15 protein-coding genes and 1 tRNA gene are annotated in these 18,940 nt (G+C 69.3%); 9 read left to right on the top strand and 7 right to left on the bottom strand.

Annotated elements, in window-relative coordinates; all coding sequences use genetic code 11:
* Positions 1 to 16 precede the first annotated feature (16 nt).
* The 3 genes from ACFWY6_RS06180 to ACFWY6_RS06170 all read left to right on the top strand — a co-directional run bounded on the left by ACFWY6_RS06180 (position 17) and on the right by ACFWY6_RS06170 (position 1,999).
* Positions 17 to 835 carry an ABC transporter ATP-binding protein gene (locus ACFWY6_RS06180; RefSeq protein WP_384686939.1) on the top strand — a complete coding sequence of 273 codons (819 nt, stop codon included), beginning with the start codon at positions 17 to 19 and terminating at the stop codon, positions 833 to 835.
* 61 nt (positions 836 to 896) lie between these two features.
* Positions 897 to 1,460: a helix-turn-helix domain-containing protein gene (locus ACFWY6_RS06175; RefSeq protein WP_384686894.1), complete on the top strand. Its 564-nt coding sequence runs from the start codon at positions 897 to 899 to the stop codon at positions 1,458 to 1,460.
* Positions 1,457 to 1,999, top strand: a complete 543-nt coding sequence (locus ACFWY6_RS06170) for a GNAT family N-acetyltransferase (RefSeq protein WP_384686892.1) — start codon at positions 1,457 to 1,459, stop codon at positions 1,997 to 1,999. Before ACFWY6_RS06175 ends, ACFWY6_RS06170 begins: the two co-directional genes overlap by 4 nt.
* Before the next feature lie 55 nt (positions 2,000 to 2,054).
* Here ACFWY6_RS06170 and ACFWY6_RS06165 read toward each other — a convergent pair whose 3' ends face one another.
* Both ACFWY6_RS06165 and ACFWY6_RS06160 read right to left on the bottom strand, forming a co-directional pair.
* Positions 2,055 to 2,924 (bottom strand): sugar phosphate isomerase/epimerase family protein, encoded by an 870-nt coding sequence (locus ACFWY6_RS06165; protein WP_384686890.1) that lies wholly within the window; start codon positions 2,922 to 2,924, stop codon positions 2,055 to 2,057.
* 9 nt (positions 2,925 to 2,933) lie between these two features.
* Entirely contained in the window at positions 2,934 to 6,443 is a 3,510-nt protein-coding gene (locus ACFWY6_RS06160; RefSeq protein WP_384686888.1) for a ThuA domain-containing protein, read from the bottom strand.
* Between the two features lie 319 nt (positions 6,444 to 6,762).
* Between ACFWY6_RS06160 and ACFWY6_RS06155 the strand changes: the two genes are divergently transcribed.
* Positions 6,763 to 7,731 carry an alpha/beta fold hydrolase gene (locus ACFWY6_RS06155; protein WP_384686886.1) on the top strand — a complete coding sequence of 323 codons (969 nt, stop codon included), beginning with the start codon at positions 6,763 to 6,765 and terminating at the stop codon, positions 7,729 to 7,731.
* Positions 7,732 to 7,819: 88 nt separating this feature from the next.
* Positions 7,820 to 8,203, top strand: coding sequence for an MmcQ/YjbR family DNA-binding protein (locus ACFWY6_RS06150; RefSeq protein ID WP_384686884.1), 384 nt, complete (start codon positions 7,820 to 7,822; stop codon positions 8,201 to 8,203).
* Positions 8,204 to 8,215: 12 nt separating this feature from the next.
* Here ACFWY6_RS06150 and ACFWY6_RS06145 read toward each other — a convergent pair whose 3' ends face one another.
* On the bottom strand, positions 8,216 to 9,121 hold the full coding sequence (locus tag ACFWY6_RS06145; RefSeq protein WP_384686882.1) for a transketolase family protein: 906 nt from the start codon (positions 9,119 to 9,121) through the stop codon (positions 8,216 to 8,218).
* A 107-nt stretch (positions 9,122 to 9,228) separates the two neighbouring features.
* A complete protein-coding gene (locus ACFWY6_RS06140; protein ID WP_384686880.1) occupies positions 9,229 to 9,957 on the bottom strand; it encodes a transketolase in 729 nt (242 codons plus the stop codon).
* A gap of 131 nt (positions 9,958 to 10,088) precedes the next feature.
* Between ACFWY6_RS06140 and ACFWY6_RS06135 the strand changes: the two genes are divergently transcribed.
* From ACFWY6_RS06135 to ACFWY6_RS06125, 3 genes are all read left to right on the top strand, one after another.
* Positions 10,089 to 10,162 (top strand) — tRNA-Pro (locus tag ACFWY6_RS06135).
* A 198-nt stretch (positions 10,163 to 10,360) separates the two neighbouring features.
* Positions 10,361 to 11,704 (top strand): PP2C family protein-serine/threonine phosphatase, encoded by a 1,344-nt coding sequence (locus ACFWY6_RS06130; RefSeq protein WP_384686878.1) that lies wholly within the window; start codon positions 10,361 to 10,363, stop codon positions 11,702 to 11,704.
* Positions 11,705 to 11,810: 106 nt separating this feature from the next.
* Positions 11,811 to 12,836 (top strand): MASE1 domain-containing protein, encoded by a 1,026-nt coding sequence (locus ACFWY6_RS06125; RefSeq protein WP_384686876.1) that lies wholly within the window; start codon positions 11,811 to 11,813, stop codon positions 12,834 to 12,836.
* Between the two features lie 42 nt (positions 12,837 to 12,878).
* Here the strand turns inward: ACFWY6_RS06125 and ACFWY6_RS06120 are convergent, their stop codons facing one another.
* Complete coding sequence (locus ACFWY6_RS06120) at positions 12,879 to 15,293, bottom strand: patatin-like protein (RefSeq protein ID WP_384686874.1); 2,415 nt, start codon at positions 15,291 to 15,293, stop codon at positions 12,879 to 12,881.
* A gap of 191 nt (positions 15,294 to 15,484) precedes the next feature.
* Between ACFWY6_RS06120 and ACFWY6_RS06115 the strand changes: the two genes are divergently transcribed.
* Positions 15,485 to 16,273, top strand: a complete 789-nt coding sequence (locus ACFWY6_RS06115; RefSeq protein WP_384686872.1) for a VOC family protein — start codon at positions 15,485 to 15,487, stop codon at positions 16,271 to 16,273.
* Here the strand turns inward: ACFWY6_RS06115 and ACFWY6_RS06110 are convergent.
* Both ACFWY6_RS06110 and ACFWY6_RS06105 read right to left on the bottom strand, forming a co-directional pair.
* Complete coding sequence (locus tag ACFWY6_RS06110) at positions 16,270 to 18,063, bottom strand: ABC transporter ATP-binding protein (protein ID WP_384686870.1); 1,794 nt, start codon at positions 18,061 to 18,063, stop codon at positions 16,270 to 16,272. The genes ACFWY6_RS06115 and ACFWY6_RS06110 overlap by 4 nt on opposite strands.
* Positions 18,060 to 18,940 (bottom strand): ATP-binding cassette domain-containing protein (locus ACFWY6_RS06105; RefSeq protein ID WP_384686868.1); only part of this gene is annotated, 881 nt, incomplete at its 5' end. The genes ACFWY6_RS06105 and ACFWY6_RS06110, both read right to left, overlap by 4 nt.

Here is an 18,940-nt window from a genome sequence, read left to right as displayed (position 1 = left end):
GGATGCGACGCTCAAGATGGTGAGTGACGAGGCGCGCGCGCCGGCGTCTGAGGCGGCGGGAGCGGCGCCCGCCGTGCGCCTGGCCGACGTCGCCGTCCGCTTCCGTACGAAGAAGAAGGACGTCACCGCGCTGCGCGAGGTCTCCCTCGACGTCGGGGCGGGCGAGTTCGTGGCGATCGTGGGGCCGTCGGGCTGCGGCAAGTCGACCCTCCTGAAGCTCGTCGCCGGGCTGCTCACGCCCTCTTCGGGGGACGTGCGCCTGGGCGGCGAGAGGGTGCGCGGGCCGCGGCGCGACATCGGCTACGTCTTCCAGCGGGCCGCGCTGCTCGACTGGCGCTCGGCCCGGCGCAACATCCTGCTCCAGGCGGAGATGCGCAGGATCCCCGCGGCGCAGGCACGCGCGCGTACCGACGATCTGATCCGGATGACCGGACTCGGCGGCTTCGAAGACGCCTATCCGCATGAGCTGTCCGGTGGCATGCAGCAGCGCGTCGCCCTCTGCCGGGCGCTCCTTCACGAGCCGCCGGTGCTGCTGATGGACGAGCCCTTCGGCGCGCTCGACGCGCTCACGCGCGAGCAGATGAACGTGGAGCTGAACCGGATCTGGCGCGAGACCGGCACGACGGTGCTCCTGGTCACCCACTCGATCGCGGAGGCCGTCTATCTCGCGGACCGCGTCGTCGTGATGAGCCCGCGCCCCGGGACGGTCACGGAGATCATCGACGTCGGTCTGCCACCCGAGCGTTCGTACGCGACGACGCTGGCGACGACCGAGTTCCGTGAGGCCACGGGGCGCATCCGCGATCTGCTGGGGGCGGCGTCCGCGCACGAGTGAGGCAGGGGCCACCGAGGGCGAGCCTTGCAGTGCTTCTCATATTCGGGATAGCGTGCCGAATATGGAACAGGATGAGGTCGATGAACGGCTCGCCGCGCGCCTCGCCGAGCTGCGCGCCGAACGCGGCTGGTCGCTCGGCGACGTGGCGGACCGCAGCGGGGTGAGCCGCTCCACCCTGTCGCGGGCCGAGCGCGCGGAGATCAGCCCCACCGCGGCCCTCCTGAACCGGCTCTGCGCCGTCTACGAACGCACCATGTCGCAGCTCCTGAGCGAGGTGGAGGCCGAGCCCGCGCAGCTGGTGCGCGCCGCCGAGCAGAGCGTGTGGACGGACGGCGCGTCCGGCTTCGTACGGCGGTCGGTGTCCCCGCCGCACGCGGGGCTGCGCGGTGAACTCGTCGAGGGGCGCCTCGAACCGGGCGCGGACGTCGCCTACGACCGGCCTCCCGTGCCCGGCATCGAGCAGCACATCTGGGTGCTCGACGGGGCCCTTGAGATCACAGTCCAGGGCGAGGAGCACCACCTGGAGGCGGGCGACTGCGTGCGCTTCCGGCTCTGGGGTCCGACGCGGTTCCGCTGTCCGGGGCGGAAGGCCGTGCGGTACGCGCTGGTGGTGGTCGCACGATGACGGCACCGACGCGCTCGGCCCCGGCACGCCTGTCGCGCCTGTCCGCCGACGAACTCCTCGCGGCCGCCAACGAGTTGGCCGCCCTGCTCGCCGACGTCGTGGCCGGCGGCTCCTCCCTCGGCTTCCTCGCGCCGCTCGACCGGAAGGACGCCGCGGACTGGTGGCGGGGCCTGGCTCCGGCGGTGGCGCGGGGCCGGCTCGCGGTCTGGGCCGCGCGCGACGCGGAACGGATCACCGGGACGGTGAGCCTCGGCTTCACGGACAAGCCCAACGGCAGGCACCGCGCCGAGATCCTCAAACTGATGGTCCACCGTTCCGCACGCGGCCAGGGCCTGGCCCGCAGGCTCCTGGCCGCCGCGGAACGCGCGGCGGCCGAGGCGGACGTGACCCTCCTGATCCTGGACACCGAGACGGGCAGCCCCGCCGAGTCGCTGTACCGGTCGGGGGGTTGGACGGCGGCCGGAGTGATCCCGGACTACGCGACGGATCCGGCCGGGGCGCTCCACCCGACGACTGTCTTCTTTAAGAAGCTTCATTGACAAGCCTCTTAAAGAAGGCGGGCCGTTCGGGGGTGCCCCGGCCGGATCCGGCCCATCAGTACCGCAGCGCCGCCAGATACCCGTAGCTGTTGCGTGCCGTGGCGAACGGATCGGTCGGGCTGTCGTGCTCCACGAGCCACTGCCGGACGCCGCCCACATGCGCGTTGTCGAACATCGCGGCGAAGTCCAGCGTCCCCGAACCGACATCGGCGAAGCCGCCGTCCGCCGCCATGTCCTTCACATGGAGCGCGGGGAAGCGGCGAGGGTGACGTACGAAGTACGCCGCCGGATCCGCGCCGCCCTTGGCCGCCCAGTACACGTCCAGCTCGAAGCCGACGAGCTCCGGGTCGGTCTCCGTCACGAGGATGTCGTACAGGCTCGTGCCGTCGACCACCACATGGTCCGTGCCGTGGTTGTGGAAGAGCAGCCGCCCCAGGCCCGCGTCGCGCGACGCCTGCCCGATCCGGTTGAACTCCCGTGCCGCTTCCCGGAATCCGTCCGGCGTGTGCAGCGCGCCGGGCAGGCTCGGCACCACGGGCCACCGCGCGCCGAGCGTGTGCAGATCCGCGAGCGCCTGGGGCAGCCCGGCGCCCTTGAGCGTGTCGTAGGAGACATGCTCAAGGACCGCCCGCAGGCCCACCGCGTCGAGCATCCGCCGGATGTCGGCCGCGCCGTAGCCGTGCCGGCCGCTCACGCCGACCGTCGCGTAGCCGATCTCCGCGAGCTGCTCCAGGGTGCCCGCGAAGTCCTGCGCGAGGGCCGTGCGCATCGTGTAGAGATGCATGCCGATGCCGCCGCGCGGGATGCGCCTGCGCCGGGACGTGTCATCGGCGCGCGCGGGCAGTGCGGTGCCGACCGCTGCCGCGATCCCCAGTGACGTACCGAGAAACGCTCTTCTGGTTCCGTTCGGACCTGAACTCCTCATGTCCACCCCTCACTTCACCGTGATCCGGACCGCGCCGGTCGTCGTGTCGCCCTTGTCGTCCGTGACGGTCAGATGCGCCGTGTACGTGCCCACGCGCGCGTACGTGTGCTCGGCGCTGCCGCTCCCGGTGCCGCCGGGCTTGGAGTTGTCGCCGAAGTCCCAGTGGTACGCGGCGGCCGAGCGGCCGTCGGGGAGCTTCACCTCGCTCGTGAGCTTGACGGCGAGGGGCGCGGTGCCGCTGTCCGGGGCCGCCTCGACCGACACCTTCGCACCGGTGTTCTTCTCGACCCCGGGGCCGTTGAAGTGCAGCCAGTCGAGCGCGAACAGGTCGGGCTTCTCCGCCGACCACTGGGGGTTGGTGAACACGGCGTACAGCTTCGTCGTGCCGTCGTGGTCGGCCAGTTCGGTGGTCGGCGACACGACATTGCCCCAGCCGCCCGTGTTCGGCACGCTCACCTTGCCGAGCAGCTCGCCCGTGGGGGACCCGGCCCGGAACTCGATGTCGCCGCCGAGCCCGCCCGAAGCGGCCCCCACGGTCACGGAGTCGACGCCCTTGAGGTGCACCGGGTCGAAGGCGACCCAGTCGCCGTCCTCGATCTCGATGAGCCGCTTGCCGCCGGACGCGTCCGCGCGGTCACCGGTCACCGCCCCTTCGTGCGCGCCGCCGGTGCTCGTGCGGTGCTCCGCCTCGCGGAACGTCGTCCGCAGCGTCAGCGAGCTCGACCCCGTCAGCGCGGGCACCCCGTCCGCGCCCTTGTCCTCGTACTGGGCCGTGATCCCGTAGTAGAGGTTCTGGCCGGGACCGTGGCTGTCCCCGGCGTCCGTCACGATCTCGCCCGCGCAGCCGGTGTAGTTGTCCAGCGGATGCAGATGGGTGTCGTGCCCGAGCTGGGACTGGACGACGACCTTCTTGCAGTCGATCGGCCCGTCCTCCTTGTCGGTCACCTTGATCTTGAACGGGATCGTGTCCCCGAAGCTGAACGTCCCGCCGTTCGGGGGCTGTTGGATCGTCACCACGGGCCGGGTGTTCCCGACGGTGATCTCCTGCACGGCAAGACCGCTCAGATCACCCGGACCCGTCACCTTCAGACGTGCGCTGAACTGGCCCTTCTTGGTGTACGTGTACGTCGGTTCCGCCTCGGTCGAGTCGGTCGTGCCGTCCCCGTCGAAGTCCCAGGCGTACGTCACGGGCTTGCCGTCGGGCAGCCCCGAACCCTTGCTGGAGAACTTCACCGTCAGCGGGACCGTGCCGTTGTCCGGAGTGGCGCTCACGCGGGCGTCCGGGAGGCGTTTGTCGGCCACGTAGTCGATGCGGTAGATGCCCGCGCCCTCGTTGCTGCCGCCGCGGCCTGTGCCGCTGCCGAGCCCGAAGTCGATGACGTACATCGCACCGTCAGGACCGAAGTCGGCGTCGAAAGGCTGGTTCCATTTCATGTCCGGGAAAAGGGAGTTGATCGAGTTCAGATCGCCCGCCTTCGCGGGCTCGAAGCGCGGATCGGTGAACGTCTGGTCCTTCTCCTGCATCGAGAAGACCTTGAACCACTGCCGCGTCAGCTCGTAGTTGAACCACTTCCCCTCGAAGTACTCGGGGAACTTCGTCTTGTACGTGTTGTCCGCGTCGTAGTCATAGACGGGACCGCTCATCGGGCCGCCGCCACCCGTGCCGAGCTCGGGGAACTCCTTGGACGCCGAGTACGCGTACCAGACGTTCGCGGGCTGCGCCGGCGGCAGATCCCGCAGGCCCGTGTTGTTCGGCGAATCGTTCACGAGCTTCGCGCAGTCGAATTTCGCGCCCGACGTCTTCGTCGCGAAGTCGTAGTCGTTGAACGGGGTGTTGTCGCCGATGCAGTACGGCCAGCCGTAATGGCCCGCCTTGGTGATGCGGTTGTACTCGACCGTCCCCTCGGGACCGCGGTCGGCGACGGCCGCTTTCGCGTCGGGACCGTAGTCGGCCATCAGCAGGGCGCCGCTCAGCGGGTCCGTGGTGATGCGGAAGGGATTGCGCAGGCCCATCGCGTAGACCTCGGGCCGTGTCTTGTCCGTGCCCGGCGCGAAGAGATTGCCTTCGGGGACGGAGTACGTCCCGTCGTCCTTCGGCGTGATCCGCAGAACCTTTCCGCGCAGGTCATTTGTATTGCCAGAGGTGCCCTGCGCATCCCAGGCACGGCGGCCTTCGCGCTCGTCGATCGGACTGAATCCGTCCGACGCGAACGGATCGGTGTTGTCACCCGTGGCGATGTACAGGTCGCCCTTCTTGTCGAAGGCGATGGAGCCCGCCATGTGCGAGTTCGCCCGGCCCTCGCCGCGCCAGGTGGGAATGGTCAACAGGCGCTTCTCGGTGGCCGGGTCGACCTTGCCGCCCGATTCGGTGAAGCGGGACAGATTGATGCGTTTCTCGGTCTTGTCGGAGTTCAGGAGATAGAGCCAGTGGTTGTCCTTGAACTTCGGGTCGAGCACGAGGCCGAGCAGCCCGTCCGACTGGCTCGTCATCTCGGGGGTGTAGTCGAAGTCCAGCGCCGTGGTGACCTTCAGCGTCTCCTGGTCGATGATCTTGAGCTTCCCGGTGCGCTGGACGAAGAACACCCGGCGGTCGGGGGCGACGGCCAGCTCGAAGGGGTCCGCCAGATCGTTCGTGGCGAGCGGCGTGCGCTGGAAGGCGCCGGTCTTGGTGGCGATGCAGTCGCCGGGCTTGTTGCCCGCGGCCCACTCGATGCCGCCGAGGATGTGCCGGAGGAAACCCTCTTCCTGGAAGGCCGACTTGGCGTGGCCGCCTGCCGTGTACCAGGAGCGGCCGCCGTCATAGTTCTGGCACCAGGACCACGGCTGGTCGACGCCCTCGTCGAGGCCGGTGACGCCGTCGCGCACCTTGACCTGGGCGAGCGTGTGCACCTTGCCCGTCGGATTGGCGCGCCAGTTGTACCACTCCTCCGAGCGCTCCCAGAGCTCCGGGAGGCCCTTGGTGGAGGGGTGCGCGTGGTCGAGCACCTTGATCCGCCCGGTCTGTACTTCGGGGTGCTTGTCGAAGATCGCGCCGACCAGTCCCTCGTACCAGCTCCAGTCGCGCTCGCTGGCCGACGCCGCGTGCAGCCCGACCCAGCCGCCGCCCCCGCGGACGTACTTCTGGAAGGCCGCGCGCTGCTCGGCGTTCAGCAGATCGCCCTTCTCCGGGGTGGAGTTGGTGTTGTTGAAGACGATGGCCTGGAAGCGGGCGAGATTGGCGTCGGTGAAGGCCGCCGCGTCGTCGGTGGCCTCGACCTCGAAGCCGTTCTCGCTGCCGAGCTTCTTGATGGCCTCGATGCCCGCGGGGATCGAGTCGTGCGGGAAGTTCGTGACCTTGGAGAAGACCAGGACACGGTAGGGGGCCGCCGCGGCCGCCGGCTCTCCTTGCGCCGCCGCGCGGGGCGGGGCGGTGAGGCCGAGACCGATGACGAGGGCGAGCAGGGCGACGATCGCGAGCAGGGGTCTGAGTGCGGTGGGACCCGTGCCCGTTCTCGGCACGGTGGGACTCGTGGAACTCATGGCGCTCCCTGGGCTGGGCGGGTGGACGGCTGCCGGTAGCCGGGTGTGCGGTGAGTGCGAGTTGCGTCGTACGCGGTGCGCGGAGCCCGAGTTGAGCTAGAAAGCGCTTTCTCCCGCGCGCTGTTCAGCGTAGGAGCCGCTCAGACGGAGGGTCAATGGGTCGGAAGGGTCTGGCGTGAGGAGAGAGCCGCCGCGGGAGCCGGTGGCCGGGCACGGGTATGAGGCCCCGCGCGCGGGGGAGGGTTGACGACCAGGAAGCCACATAGAACGCATCGCACACGTCGCACACGTCGCACACGTCGCACAGGGGAGTCGTCCCATGACTGACCACGCCGGCACGCCCGCACCCGCCGCATACACCGTCGGAGTCGCGAACGCGGCCGACGGCACACCGATCGCCACCTACACCTGGCTGCCGGAGGGCAGGCCGCGCGCCTTCGTGCAGATCGCGCACGGCGCGGGCGAACACGCCCTGCGCTACGACCGGTTCGCCCGCCATCTGACGGCGAACGGCTACGGAGCCATCGCCTCCGACCACCGCGGCCATGGCGCCACGGCCCAGTCGACCGGCGGCTACGGAGTGACGGGTTCAGGTCCCGCCGACGGCGCCGACAGCTGGCGCGCCATCGTCGACGACCTCAAGACGATCGGCGACCAGGTGCGCGCGCTGCACCCCGACACCCCGTTCTTCCTGCTCGGCCACAGCCTCGGCTCGCATCTCGCCAGGGACTACGCCCAGGAGTACGCCGACGGCCTCGCGGGCCTCATCCTCTCCGGAACCTTCCGCTCCCTGCCCGGAGTCGAGACCGAGGAGTCGATCGCCCGCCTGGAGCGCGAGATCGCCGACAACGGCCGGACGGCGCTCTCCTCGTACATCCCCGAACTCTTCGCCTCCTTCAACGACCCGTACCCGCACCGCACCGGCTTCGAGTGGCTCTCGCGCGACGAGACCGAGGTCGATGTGTACGTCGCCGACGAACGCTGCGGATTCCCGTTCTCCGCGGGGCTCTGCCTGGACTGGGTGCGCGCCGTGCGCAAGATCAACGACCCGCGGAACCTGGCCAGGATCCCGGCCGACCTGCCCGTCCACATCGCGGTCGGCACGGACGACCCCTGCAACCAGGGGATGACGCTGGTCCATGAACTCCTGGAGGACTTCCGGTACGTGGGCGTGGGCGACCTCACGTGGAAGGGGTACGAACAGGCGCGCCACGAGATCCTCAACGAGACGAACAGGGACGAGGTGCAGCAGGACCTGACGGCCTGGCTGGACAAGCGCGTGCTGTGAGGGGAGGGGCGGGTCTGGCGCGTATCGGCGGCAGCCCTGAAGGCCCTTCGGGGGGCCGCTGTCAGTGGCGTTGGCTAACGTTCATGGCATGTCTCGAGCTCATGCCAAAGCCGCCCATGTCACGGGCGACGACGTACGCCGTATCGCCCTGGCCCTGCCGGATACGACGGAGAAGATCGCCTGGAGCATGCCCACCTTCCGGGTGGCCGGGAAGATGTTCGCCACGCTGCCCGAGGACGAGACGTCCATCGCCGTGCGCTGCCCGAAGGAGGAGCGGGACGAGCTGGTCCTCGCGGAGCCGGACAAGTTCTGGATCGCCGACCACGAGGCGATGTTCGCCTGGGTGCGCGCACGCCTCGTGGCGCTCGACACGGCCGAGCTGACCGACATCCTCGCCGACTCCTGGCGCCAGGCCGCCCCCACCCGGCTCCTGGACGCCTACCCGGAGGTGGGCGTGCCGCCGGCGGACTGACGCGGGATCGCCCTACGCGGCCCCCAGAAACCCGGTGATCCGCTCCCGCAGGGACCGCGCGTCGAGGCCGTGCGCGGCCAGGTGCTCGTCGATCCGCCCGTAGCGGCGCAGCTCGGCCCGGCCGACGCCGAGCCCGAGGACCCGGTGCGGGAGGTCGGCCAGCGCGTCGTTCGCGGCGGCGGTTGAGGTTCCGGCCAGATAGGGCTCGACGATCACGACGTCGGCGGCATGCGCCGCCCCCACGGCCCGGCGCACGGCCTCCGCGTCGAAGGGCCGCACCGTGGTCGCGTAGAGCACGCCGACGTCGAGCCCCTCGGTCGCGGCGATGACGTCGTCCAGCATCGGGCCGACGGCGATCACGACCCCGGCGCGGCCCTCGCGCACGGTGCGGAAGCGTGCCCCGTCGACCGGCAGGGCCTGAGCGTTCGACTGCACCGAAAGGCGGACGTAGACCTTGTCGTCACCGGCGGCGACCGCGTGCCGCAGCAGGGTCTCCGCCTCGTCCGGGTGCCCCGGCACATGCACGGTCCAGCCGTCCAGGGTGTCGAGCAGTGCCACGTCGCCCGGTGACATGTGGGTGAAGCCGCCGGCGGGCCAGTCGAACGAGGCGGCCGCGCTGACCAGCACCCCGCCCACGCCCTGGTGCCCGAAGTCCAGCTTGAGCTGCTCGAACGGCCGCTCCACGAGAAAGCTCGCGAACGTGTGCACGACGGGCCGCAGACCGGCGAGGGCGAGACCGGCCCCGGCGCCCACGAGCAGCTGCTCGCGGATCCCGACGTTGATCACCCGGTCCGGGTGCTTGCGCCGGGTGTCCTTGAACGCGTCCGCTCCGATCTCGGCGAGGACGACGGCGACGCGGGGGTCTTCGTCGAGCAGCCGCGAGACGACGGGGGCGAAGCGATCACGCATGGTGTCCATGACAGAGGTACCTCCGAGAGAAGCTGACGTGGGAGTGGGGGGAGGGGAGGGGCGGCGCGGGTCCGTGGGCGGCGGTACGGCTGAGGCCCGCGGGCGGTGGTCAGGCCTCAGGCGAGCTTGGGCTCGCTCACCGGGCCCTTCGGCTCGACCCGCGCCACGACCACGCGCGGCCGCCCCGGATGCGGCGCGGTGAACGCCGCGTACAGCGCGTCGTGATCACGGCCGTCGACGGTCTGGGCCGACCACCCGGCGGCCTCGAAGCGCGCGGCGATGCCGCCGGGCCTTGCGTGCCGTGCGGATGCGTTGTCGATCACGACGGTGTGCAGCCGTTCGAGGCCGGAAGGACCCGCGAAGGCGATGGCCTCGTGATTGCTGCCCTCGTCGAGCTCCGCGTCCCCCACGAGCACCCACACCCGCGGCTCGGCGAGCCCGCGTGCCCCGAGCCCCAGCGCCGTGCCCACGGCGAGCGGAAGACCGTGCCCGAGCGATCCGCTCCCGATCTCGACCCCCGGCACGAGCACCCGGTCCGGATGGTGCCCCAGCGGAGAGTCGTACGCCCCGAAGCCCTCGAGCCAGTCGACCGGTATGAAGCCCTTGGCGGCGAGGACGGCGTAGTAGGCCATGGGCCCGTGCCCCTTGGAGAGCAGGAACCGGTCGCGCTCCGGGTAGTCCGCGCGCTCCGGTGTGACCCTGAGCACCCTGTCGTAGAGCACCCAGAGGGCGTCGAGGGTCGACGTCGCGGCGGGCCCGTGCTTCTCGTCCCCGGTCATCCGCCCCATGAGGCCCGGAAGATCGGCGTATCCGTACGCGTTTCGGCGTTCCGTTGTCGTCGTCATGCCACCGAGCGTGCAACCTCAAGCTCGCTTGAGGTCAACAGGGCGGGAAAGGCGTGAGCGATCACCGGCCGGAGTGCGGTATTGTTTCGGTGCGCGTTCGGCCAGGGGGAAACCCCAGGTCACACGGGCAACGGGACGTGGCGCAGCTTGGTAGCGCACTTGACTGGGGGTCAAGGGGTCGCAGGTTCAAATCCTGTCGTCCCGACAGTGATGTCGGATATTCCGTAGCTCAGGGCTCATCTTCGGATGGGCCCTGAGGCGTTTTCGGGGAGGGCGCCGGGCGACGCCGTCCTCGCATTTTTGAAATAATGACCTCATTGTTCTCTCTGTCGCGATTGCCCTTTCTGTCGTGTGATGTCACGACCTCGACCACCCAGGGTCCCGCCAGGAGGCCGAGTTTGTGATGGCAGGAACTGAGGAAGGCGCCCACATAAGGCAGCCGAAGCAGCCGCACCATCCCGACCTGCACGAACGTCTGCGTACCGAGTTGGGCCGTATCGACGAGCAGTTGCGGACTCTGCTGGGCGCCATGGACCGGCTTCAGGGCCTGCTGGACGCGGTGGTGTCCATCAGCCGGGAGGTTGAGCTGCCCGCGGTGCTGCACCGCATCGTGACCACTGCCATGGATCTGGTGGGTGCCCGCTACGGCGCACTGGGTGTACTCGACGAATCCGGAGACCACTTGGAGCGGTTCATCGCCGCTGGTCTGTCCGAACAGCAACGCGCTGATCTGGCCCAGACCGGTTTCCCTCGCGGTCTGGGGGTCCTCGGGCACCTGATTCGCCACCCCGAGCCCCTGCGCGTGGAGAGCATCCTGGCCCATCCGTCGTCCGCCGGGTTCCCGCCCGGTCATCCTCGTATGCGTACGTTGCTCGGCGTCGCGATCAGTGTCCACGGCGAGATCTACGGTGATCTCTACCTCTCCGAGCGGAGTGACGGAAAGCCTTTCGACGCTCACGACGAGAACGTCGTCGTCGCCTTGGCCGCCGCCGCCGGGATCGCGATCGAGAACGTCCGCCTGTTCGAGCGGGTACGGGTCGGAGCCGAGCAGTTCCAGCGTCTTCTGTTGCCGACACTTCCCGACCTGCGGCCTTTCACCGCGGCCGCCATCTACCGCCCCGCTGCCGAGCCCAGTCAGCTGGGCGGTGACTGGTACGACGCCATCCCGCTGCCCGGCAACGTCGTGGCGGTCGTCATCGGTGATGTGGTCGGTCACGATCTGACGGCCGCGGCCTCCATGGCCTCCACCCGCAACATGCTGCGCGCTCTGCTGTTCGAAGGGGGCGATGCGCCGGGCGCCGTCCTCGCCCAGCTCGACCGCACGCTGCAAGCCATCACGAGCAATCCCGTCACCACCACGACGCTGGCCCGGATCGAACCGGCCGGACCGGGCTGGCGCCTCCGCTGGAGCACCGCGGGTCACGTCCCGCCGCTGCTCATCGTCCCCGGACGCAGGGCGGAAAGCTTGTTCGCCGCGCCGGGGCTGCCGCTCGGGGTCGACCCCGAACAACCCCGTCCCGACCACTCCCGATACGTACCCCCTGACTCCACCGTGCTCTTCTTCACGGACGGGCTGATCGAACATCCTGCCCGGTCCGTCGACGAGAGCCTCGAAGAGCTCGCCGGTCTCGCCACCGGGTACGCCGGCCTGCCCCTGCAGGAGTTCGTCCAGGAACTGGCCGATCACCACCCCAGCGACGGTCACGACGACATGGCCGTCCTCGCCGTGCGCACCCCGCCCGCCTGATCTCACGTCTGTGCCGAGCGTCCGGCTCAACGGTGCCGTGGAGGATCCGAGGGAACCGGCGGATGATGGATCACGGGAGCGATGTCGAAGCGGAGGTCGTCGCCCGATGGCTGTCGCCCGGCGAGAACGGCTCCGGCGCGGCGCTTTGGCCGCCCTGGACATCTGCGTCGTGGCCGCGCTCTACTACGGCTCAGCCAAGCTGGGACTGCTCCAGCAGCTGGTGCGCGGCCAGGTCACCCCGCTGTGGCCGCCGACCGGGATCGCCCTGGCGAGCCTGCTCCTGCGCGGCCCGCGGGTCTGGCCCGGGATCGCGCTCGGCGCGCTCCTTGTCAACGCCTCCCTCGGGCCGTCGCTTCCGGCCGTGCTGGCCATCGTGGCGGGAAACACCCTCGCGCCTGTCTGCTCGTACGCACTCCTGCGTCGCATGGGATTCCGTATCGAACTGGCCCGTCTGCGGGACGTCCTCGCCCTGGTATTCATCGGCGCGTTCACCGGGATGCTGGTCAGCGCGACGATCGGCAGCGGGAGCCTGGCCCTCGCCGGTGTGTTGAGCGCCGACCAGTTCTGGCCGACGTGGTCCGTCTGGTGGACCGGCGACGCGATGGGCGTCCTGGTGGTGACGCCGGTCCTGCTCGTTCTCCGCTCGGCACGCTGGCCGAAGGAGGCTCCGCCATCCCGTTGGGCGGAGGGATTCCTGCTCCTCGCGGCCACCGCCTGCGTCGGAATCGTCGGGACCGGCAGCGCGCCCCTCATGTTCCTGGGCTTCCCGCTGCTGATCTGGGCGGCCTTCCGCTTCCAGCTGGCCGGGGCCGCACCCTGCGCCCTGGCCATGTGCACCTTCACGATCGTCGCCGCCGCCCAGGAGTCCGGCCCGTTCACCGGTCGCGATCTGCTCACCAACATGATCACCCTGCAGGCTTTCAACGGTTCCTCCGCACTGACCGCCCTGCTGGTCGCGGCGGCCGTCAGTGAGCGCAACCAGGCCCAGCAGGAGATCGCGCGAGCCTGCGGGTATCTCGCCGAGATGGTGGCCAAGGTCTCCGCGGGCGGCTACCAGCCGACGCTCCCCGTCAGCGTCCCCGAAACGGAAGAGCAGGAAGAGCGCGGCGGACGAACCGAGAGAACGGCGTGATCCGGGCGGTCGTTCGGACCCGGTGACTTCAGCTGACGCTGCTCAAATAAGATACTTGAAGAGAAAGTACATGGAGAGGGCATAAAGCACGAGGATGACGGAAACGATCAAGCAGCCCTTATAGGTATTGGCGCTTGCCTGGAGCGCCTCGGCCGGTGTTTTTGATTTTCCGGTGGCGTACTCCTTGACCGCCCTCCGCTGGAAGCGCTGGGCAAACTTGCGCAGAATCCACTTGGGGCCACGCCCTTTGAGGCCGATGAGGTCGAAGACTGAACCGAAGAGATCAGCCGTCACCTGCTGGGACTCAGAGGTTTCGGTCGCATTCTCCATCAGCTTCTTGTCGGTGGGCTCGGCGAGCTCCAAGAGATTCTTCAGCATCCACTCCCGAGGGTCGCTCTTCTCGGGAGCCTCCGCTGCCAGGATGGCCTGATGGAGCTCCAGTTCTCGCTCGCGGCGCTCCTCCTCGTTGTTGAATTCGAACAGGCGAATAAGGTGGTGGGCCGCATCGAGACGCCCCCATGTGAAGTCGCTCCTGCGCCAGTCGCTCTTGAAGAAGGCGGCAAAGTGCTGGAACCGGATTCCGTAGAGCTTTCTGTCGCCCATGTCGTGAAATCTTTCCTCGAACAATGCCCGGCTCATCCTGTCAGGTCCCAGTCGAAGAAATTGAAATTCGGGCATGATCGGCTCGACGACCTTGGAGGGTGGGGCGTAGGCGCGCGTGACCACCTCGACTACGAGGCAGGCGCGAATGGCGTCGTTCGGTTGCTGCATCCAAGAATTGACGTTGGCGGCCCGCAGCGCCCTGACGAACCGGGTTCCCGCGCGGTCGACAATTTCACCGAGACGCTTCGGGACGTCGAGGTCGTTGAACGTGGATTGAACGAACGCGGCGGCACCCTCGTCCGAAAGCAGGGATTCAGGATCCACGTGCAGTGGAATTCTCGACTCGAACGCCTCCAGCATGGCGACGACGTCACGCAGCCGCTCGGTAGTGAATTCGGCTCCCTCGATCAGGCACTGCTGTTGCGCCTCAGTAAGTACGTCTTCCTGGAGGTGATGGTGAAGTTGATGACTCAGCGATTGCAGTACACGTGTGGCTGTGAGGAGTCCCCAGCGCCATTGTCCCTCCAATGGCGAGGTGATCTGCCTACGGTCCCGCAGTGGGACCCAGTTGGGGGGCTCGAGTGAGTTGATCAGGGAATTGATTCTTCCCGGATTGGATTCCCGCGTACCGGCCAGAGAGGTTACCAAGGTGTCTTCGGCGAGTCTCTTGCGAATGTCGAGGATGACTCCGCAGGCTCGGTTGTGCCGGTACTCGTCGAGCAGTTCCTCCGCGACTCCTGTCAGCCGATCGGCCAGCCTGCAATCCCCGCTGACCTGTTGGAACAGGTCGAAGTGCGAGTCCCGACCTGTCGCGTTGAACCGACTGCTCAAGTCCTCGATACTCGATCGAAAATCGGCTTCCTGCGGATAGTTGGCGGCGCGGAATGCAATCCGACCCCAGGCTGCCTGCTCGTCGATTTGCTCCGTGGCGCTCTGCTGGCTTCGCCCCGCGGCCGGGACGACATACACGAGGACTCTTCGCACGGGCGTGTCCAGAGTGCGTCGGGAGATCGCTTCGAGGACGGGTTCGAATGGTGCGTTGTTCAGAACACCTCCGTCCATGACGAAGCTCGCCGGGTCGTCGTGAGTCATTCTCGGGTGGACGCGATAGTCCATGAGAGGGGTCTCGTTGACCGGAGGGAAGGCCACCGGGAAGCTTCCCGTCGCGCGGGCGGCGCGCGTGAGGGCGTGCGCGTACTTGGGGGCGAAATCCTTTCTGGGCGTCGACTCGAAATGCCACCTTCCGTTCGTGCGTGTGTAGGTCACGGCCTTGTCGTCATGCTGAAAGCGGTAGAGCCGACGGTGATCTCGTACCGAGAACTCGTTCCCGAACCCATCCGTATACGTGCGAGCGCGTCCATCCAGGGAGGTGGCGGGCAAGAAGAGGGTGATGGGGGCACGAATGGATTCGGCGCCGACGCCGATACTGTTGATGGCGTCGCGAACCTTGCTCTCGAAAGATTTGCCGCTCAGCACGCTCGTCTTCGATTTTGGTACGAGCAGTTTGGAGAGCGAGGCGGACTCGTCCCATACCTTGCGGAGATCGGGAAGAGACGCCCCACGCCCGATCGCAGTGGCCAGGAGTGCACCGTTCAGGCCGCCCGCCGAAGAGCCGGCGATGACGTCGATCACTACCCGAGTGCGCGAGACATGGGCGATGTCTTTCCAGACATTGAAGGCCGCCCTGTCGCGATCATTGGTCGTGTCCTCGCTCGCGTCACCCGAAGCACGCCGCAGGAGTTCCAGTTCATGTGTGACCCCGCCCATCCAGACGGCCAGGCTTACACCTCCGTTGAGGACGAGGGCCAGTCGTGTCTCGTGGTTCACCGGGCGCGAGGGCACTGGCTTCGTCATATGCCCACCGTATGGAAAGCACTTCGTATTGACGTGCAGGGCAGGCGCTCCTGCGCTAGACGGAGGACTCTGTGAACCCCCGTTCCGGCGAAATTCAGGACTGAGTGTGGTTCTGGCCGACGGGCGGTGAAGCCCCCCGGCGCATAGCGTGAGAGCGACAGAAATCCGCCGGAACCGGAGGTTCTCTCGCGATGGCCGTGCAACCCGAAGGAACGCCCTGCTGGGCGGACGCGATGTTCCCGGACGTGGAAGCGGCGAAGAGCTTCTACGGTGAGGTGCTCGGCTGGACGTTCGACGTGGGGTCGGAGGAGTTCGGGGGCTATGCGCAGGCGCGCTCGGACGGGAAGGCCGTCGCCGCCGTCTCCCCGCAGATGCCGGGGGTGGACAGCCCCGCCGCCTGGAACCTCTACTTCGCCGCGCCCGATGCCGCCGCGACCGCCGCGAAGATCCGGGACAACGGCGGAACGCTGGCCATGGAGCCGATGCAGGTCGGTGACTTCGGCACGATGGTGACGGCCCAGGAGCCCAGCGGCGCGTACTTCAGCGCCTGGCAGGCCGACACCCACGAGGGGTTCGAGAAGACCGGCGAGGCCGGCGCCTACTGCTGGGCGGAAGTCAACACGCGTGACCCCGAGAAGACGGACGCGTTCTTCCTCGCCGTCTTCCCTTTCGAGGCGAAGACGATGGACGTCGACGATGTCGACTTCCGGGTCTTCGAGCTGGGCGGCGAGCCGGTGCTGGGCCGTCTCAAGATGAACGGGGACTTCCCGCCCGATGTGCCGTCGCACATCAATGTGCACTTCGGCGTGGACAACTGTGACGCCGCGATCGCCACCGTCACCAAGCTCGGCGGCCAGTTGCTCTTCGGGCCTATGGACAGTCCCTTCGGCCGTTTCGCGATGGTCGCCGATCAGCAGGGCGCCGTCTTCACCGTCATCGATCTGGCGACCACCGAGGGCGAGATGCCCACGTTCCACTAGGACGTCGTTGCGCGGGTGTCGGACCACGCGGCCCACAGGGCGGCATACGTTCCGGCAGCTCGGCTCAGCTCGTCGTGGGTGCCGCTCTCGACGATCCGGCCGTCCTCCATGACGACGATCCGGTCCGCGGCGGCGGCCTGGGTGAGGCGGTGCGCGACGACGAGCGCCGTGCGGCCGTCGACCGCGCGGTCGGCAGCCTGCTCCAGGAGCCGGGCGCCGGTGCTGCCCGCCTCGGCCGTGGCCTCGTCGAGCACGGCCACCGGCGGATCGGCGAGGACGAGCCGGGCGAGCGCCAGTTGCTGGACCTGTGCGGGGGTGAGTCGGTGGCCGCCCTCGCCGACGACCGTGGCCAGGCCGTCGGGCAGCGCATCGACCCAGTCCGCGGCGTCCACCACCGCGAGGGCCGCGCGCAGCTGCGTGTCAGTGGCGTCGGGCCGTGCCAGGCGCAGGTCGTCCGCGAGCGGCCCGGCGAAGACATGGGTCTCCTGGGTGACCAGGGCCACCGGCAGGCCGTTGCCCGGCACGTCGGTGCCGGCCGTCACGAGCACCGAGCCGGACGTCGGACGGTGTACGCCCGCGATGAGCCTGGCCAGGGTGGTCTTGCCCGCGCCGCTCGGGCCGACCAGGGCCACCCGTTCCCCGGTCCGCAGCGTGAGGGCCACGTCCTTCAGGACGGGGCGCCCGGACTCGTACGCATGATGGACGCCGTGCACGGCGACGGCTCCGTCCGGTGCCGCGCCCGGCTCCTGGGTACGTGCCGACGGATGGCCGGGTTCGGGGTCCGGCTGGTCGGTCACGCCCACGAGTCGGGCGAGCGCTGCGGTCGCCGACTGTGCGTCGTCGAGGAGTACGAGCGCGGAGTTGACCGGGGTGAACAGGCTGTGGAAGTACAGGGCCGCGGCCGTCGCCGTGCCGATGGACACGGACCCGGAACGCACCAGGAAGAAGCCGGTGACCAGGACCGCCGTGAGGCCGGTGTACTCCGCGATGTGGAGGCGGTTGTAGAAGTCGAGGACGAGCCGCACGCCGCGCAGCGACAGATCGACCGCCGTCCGCGAGCGCTGGTCCACCCGCTTCGTGTGCTGCTCCGCCAGCTGGAACGCCCGCACCGTCGAAGCGCCGGCGATGGTGTCGAGCAGTTGCTGCTGCTGGGCCCCGGTGGCGATGCGCTGGCGGGCGTAGAGCGGCACCGCATGACGTACGTACCAACGCGCGGTGTGCGCCTGGACGGGCACGGCCAGGAGCGCGGCGAGGAGGAACCGCCAGTCCAGGACGGCCATCGCGGCCAGCGTGAGCACGATGGCCAGCAGGGAGCGGGCCAGTTCGGGCAGGGCGCGGCGGACCGCCTCGCCCACCACCGACACATCGCGGGTCACGCGGGCGGTGAGATCTCCCGCCCCTGCCTTCTCCACCTGTTCCAGGGGCAGCCGCAGGGCCTTCTCCACGAACCGCTCGCGCAGCCGCGCCAGTACGGTCTCGCCGAGCCGCGAGACGAGCGACAGGCCGAGCGCGGTGGTCGCGCCCTGCGCGACAGCCACCAGGATCAGCAGGACGACCGGCCAGTTGAGGTCGGCGGGCGGCTGCCGGTCGGCCACCAGGTCGACGATGCGGCCGAGCAGGGGTTGCACGAGCAGCCCCGCGGCCGTCGCCGCGATCAGTACCGCGAAGCCGCCGACGGCCAGGGCGCGGTGCGGGCGCACCAGTTCGCGCACGGCCGCCCGGGTGCGGGCCGGGGACGCGGTGGGCAGCAGCTCACGGGTGTCCGGGGGAGTCCGTGTCGCTTCGGTCATGCCAACACCGCCTGACGGTAGGGCTCGTGACGGTGTATCAGCTCGGTGTGCGGTGCGGTGTCCATGACCCGGCCGTCGTGGATCAGCACGACGCGGTCCGTGACGGCGAGCAGCGCGGGGCCCGTGGTCACGAGTACTGTCGTACGGCCTTGGCGGAGCTCACGGATACCGGCCGCGATACCGGCCTCGGTGACCGTGTCGACCGCGGTGGTCGGATCGTGGACCACCAGGACGGGCCGGTCGGCCGCCAACGCGCGGGCGAGGGCGACGCGTTGGCGCTGCCCGCCCGACAGCGAGCGGCCGCGTTCGCTGACCGCTGTGTCCGCGCCGTCCGGCAGTGTCCGTACGACCTGTGCCACACCGGCCGCCGTCATCGCCGGCTCCGGATCGCCGTCTTCGGGGGCCGCGGCCGTGACGTTGTCGCGGACGGTGCCCTCGAAGAGATCCGCGTCGTGCGCGGCCACCAGCATCGCCGCGCGCAGCTCGCCGGGGTCCAGATCCCGCAGCGGTACGCCGTCGAGATCGACCGTGCCGGTGTCGGGATCGGCCGCACGTGCCAGGCAGCGCAGCAGATCGGCGGCGTGCGCGGGGTCGGTCGCGACCACGCCGAGCAGCTCGCCGGGCGCTATGTCGAGATCGATCTCCCGCAGCCCGCCGTGGCTGACGCCGTTCAGCCGTACCGCGCCGCGCACCGGCCGCGGCAGAGTCCTCGCTCCGGCCGCGACGGTGTTCGGGGTGGCGAGCACCTCCGCGATCCGGCGTGCCGACGCCCGCGCCTGGGCGAGCTCGGCGTTGGCCCAGGCGAGCGACGGGAGGGGCCCGCTCAGGAACCGAGAGAGACCGACCGCCGACACCCGCACGCCCACGCTGATGCTCT

The sequence above is a fragment of the Streptomyces sp. NPDC059037 genome (genome assembly GCF_042740015.1).
Lineage (GTDB): Bacteria > Actinomycetota > Actinomycetes > Streptomycetales > Streptomycetaceae > Streptomyces.
Note: the sequence above shows the minus strand (reverse complement) of the source record. Positions and strands in the feature narration are given on the sequence as shown.

What these genes read in the sequence shown, in the direction of transcription:
- ACFWY6_RS06160 (WP_384686888.1), bottom strand. Translation starts at nt 6,443, where the DNA reads ATGAGTTCCACGAGTCCCACCGTGCCGAGAACGGGCACGGGTCCCACC.
- ACFWY6_RS06170 (WP_384686892.1), top strand. Translation starts at nt 1,457, where the DNA reads ATGACGGCACCGACGCGCTCGGCCCCGGCACGCCTGTCGCGCCTGTCC.
- ACFWY6_RS06175 (WP_384686894.1), top strand. Translation starts at nt 897, where the DNA reads ATGGAACAGGATGAGGTCGATGAACGGCTCGCCGCGCGCCTCGCCGAG.
- ACFWY6_RS06110 (WP_384686870.1), bottom strand. Translation starts at nt 18,063, where the DNA reads ATGACCGAAGCGACACGGACTCCCCCGGACACCCGTGAGCTGCTGCCC.
- ACFWY6_RS06180 (WP_384686939.1), top strand. Translation starts at nt 17, where the DNA reads ATGGTGAGTGACGAGGCGCGCGCGCCGGCGTCTGAGGCGGCGGGAGCG.
- ACFWY6_RS06130 (WP_384686878.1), top strand. Translation starts at nt 10,361, where the DNA reads ATGGCAGGAACTGAGGAAGGCGCCCACATAAGGCAGCCGAAGCAGCCG.
- ACFWY6_RS06115 (WP_384686872.1), top strand. Translation starts at nt 15,485, where the DNA reads ATGGCCGTGCAACCCGAAGGAACGCCCTGCTGGGCGGACGCGATGTTC.
- ACFWY6_RS06125 (WP_384686876.1), top strand. Translation starts at nt 11,811, where the DNA reads ATGGCTGTCGCCCGGCGAGAACGGCTCCGGCGCGGCGCTTTGGCCGCC.
- ACFWY6_RS06150 (WP_384686884.1), top strand. Translation starts at nt 7,820, where the DNA reads ATGTCTCGAGCTCATGCCAAAGCCGCCCATGTCACGGGCGACGACGTA.
- ACFWY6_RS06155 (WP_384686886.1), top strand. Translation starts at nt 6,763, where the DNA reads ATGACTGACCACGCCGGCACGCCCGCACCCGCCGCATACACCGTCGGA.
- ACFWY6_RS06165 (WP_384686890.1), bottom strand. Translation starts at nt 2,924, where the DNA reads ATGAGGAGTTCAGGTCCGAACGGAACCAGAAGAGCGTTTCTCGGTACG.
- ACFWY6_RS06140 (WP_384686880.1), bottom strand. Translation starts at nt 9,957, where the DNA reads ATGACGACGACAACGGAACGCCGAAACGCGTACGGATACGCCGATCTT.
- ACFWY6_RS06120 (WP_384686874.1), bottom strand. Translation starts at nt 15,293, where the DNA reads ATGACGAAGCCAGTGCCCTCGCGCCCGGTGAACCACGAGACACGACTG.
- ACFWY6_RS06145 (WP_384686882.1), bottom strand. Translation starts at nt 9,121, where the DNA reads ATGGACACCATGCGTGATCGCTTCGCCCCCGTCGTCTCGCGGCTGCTC.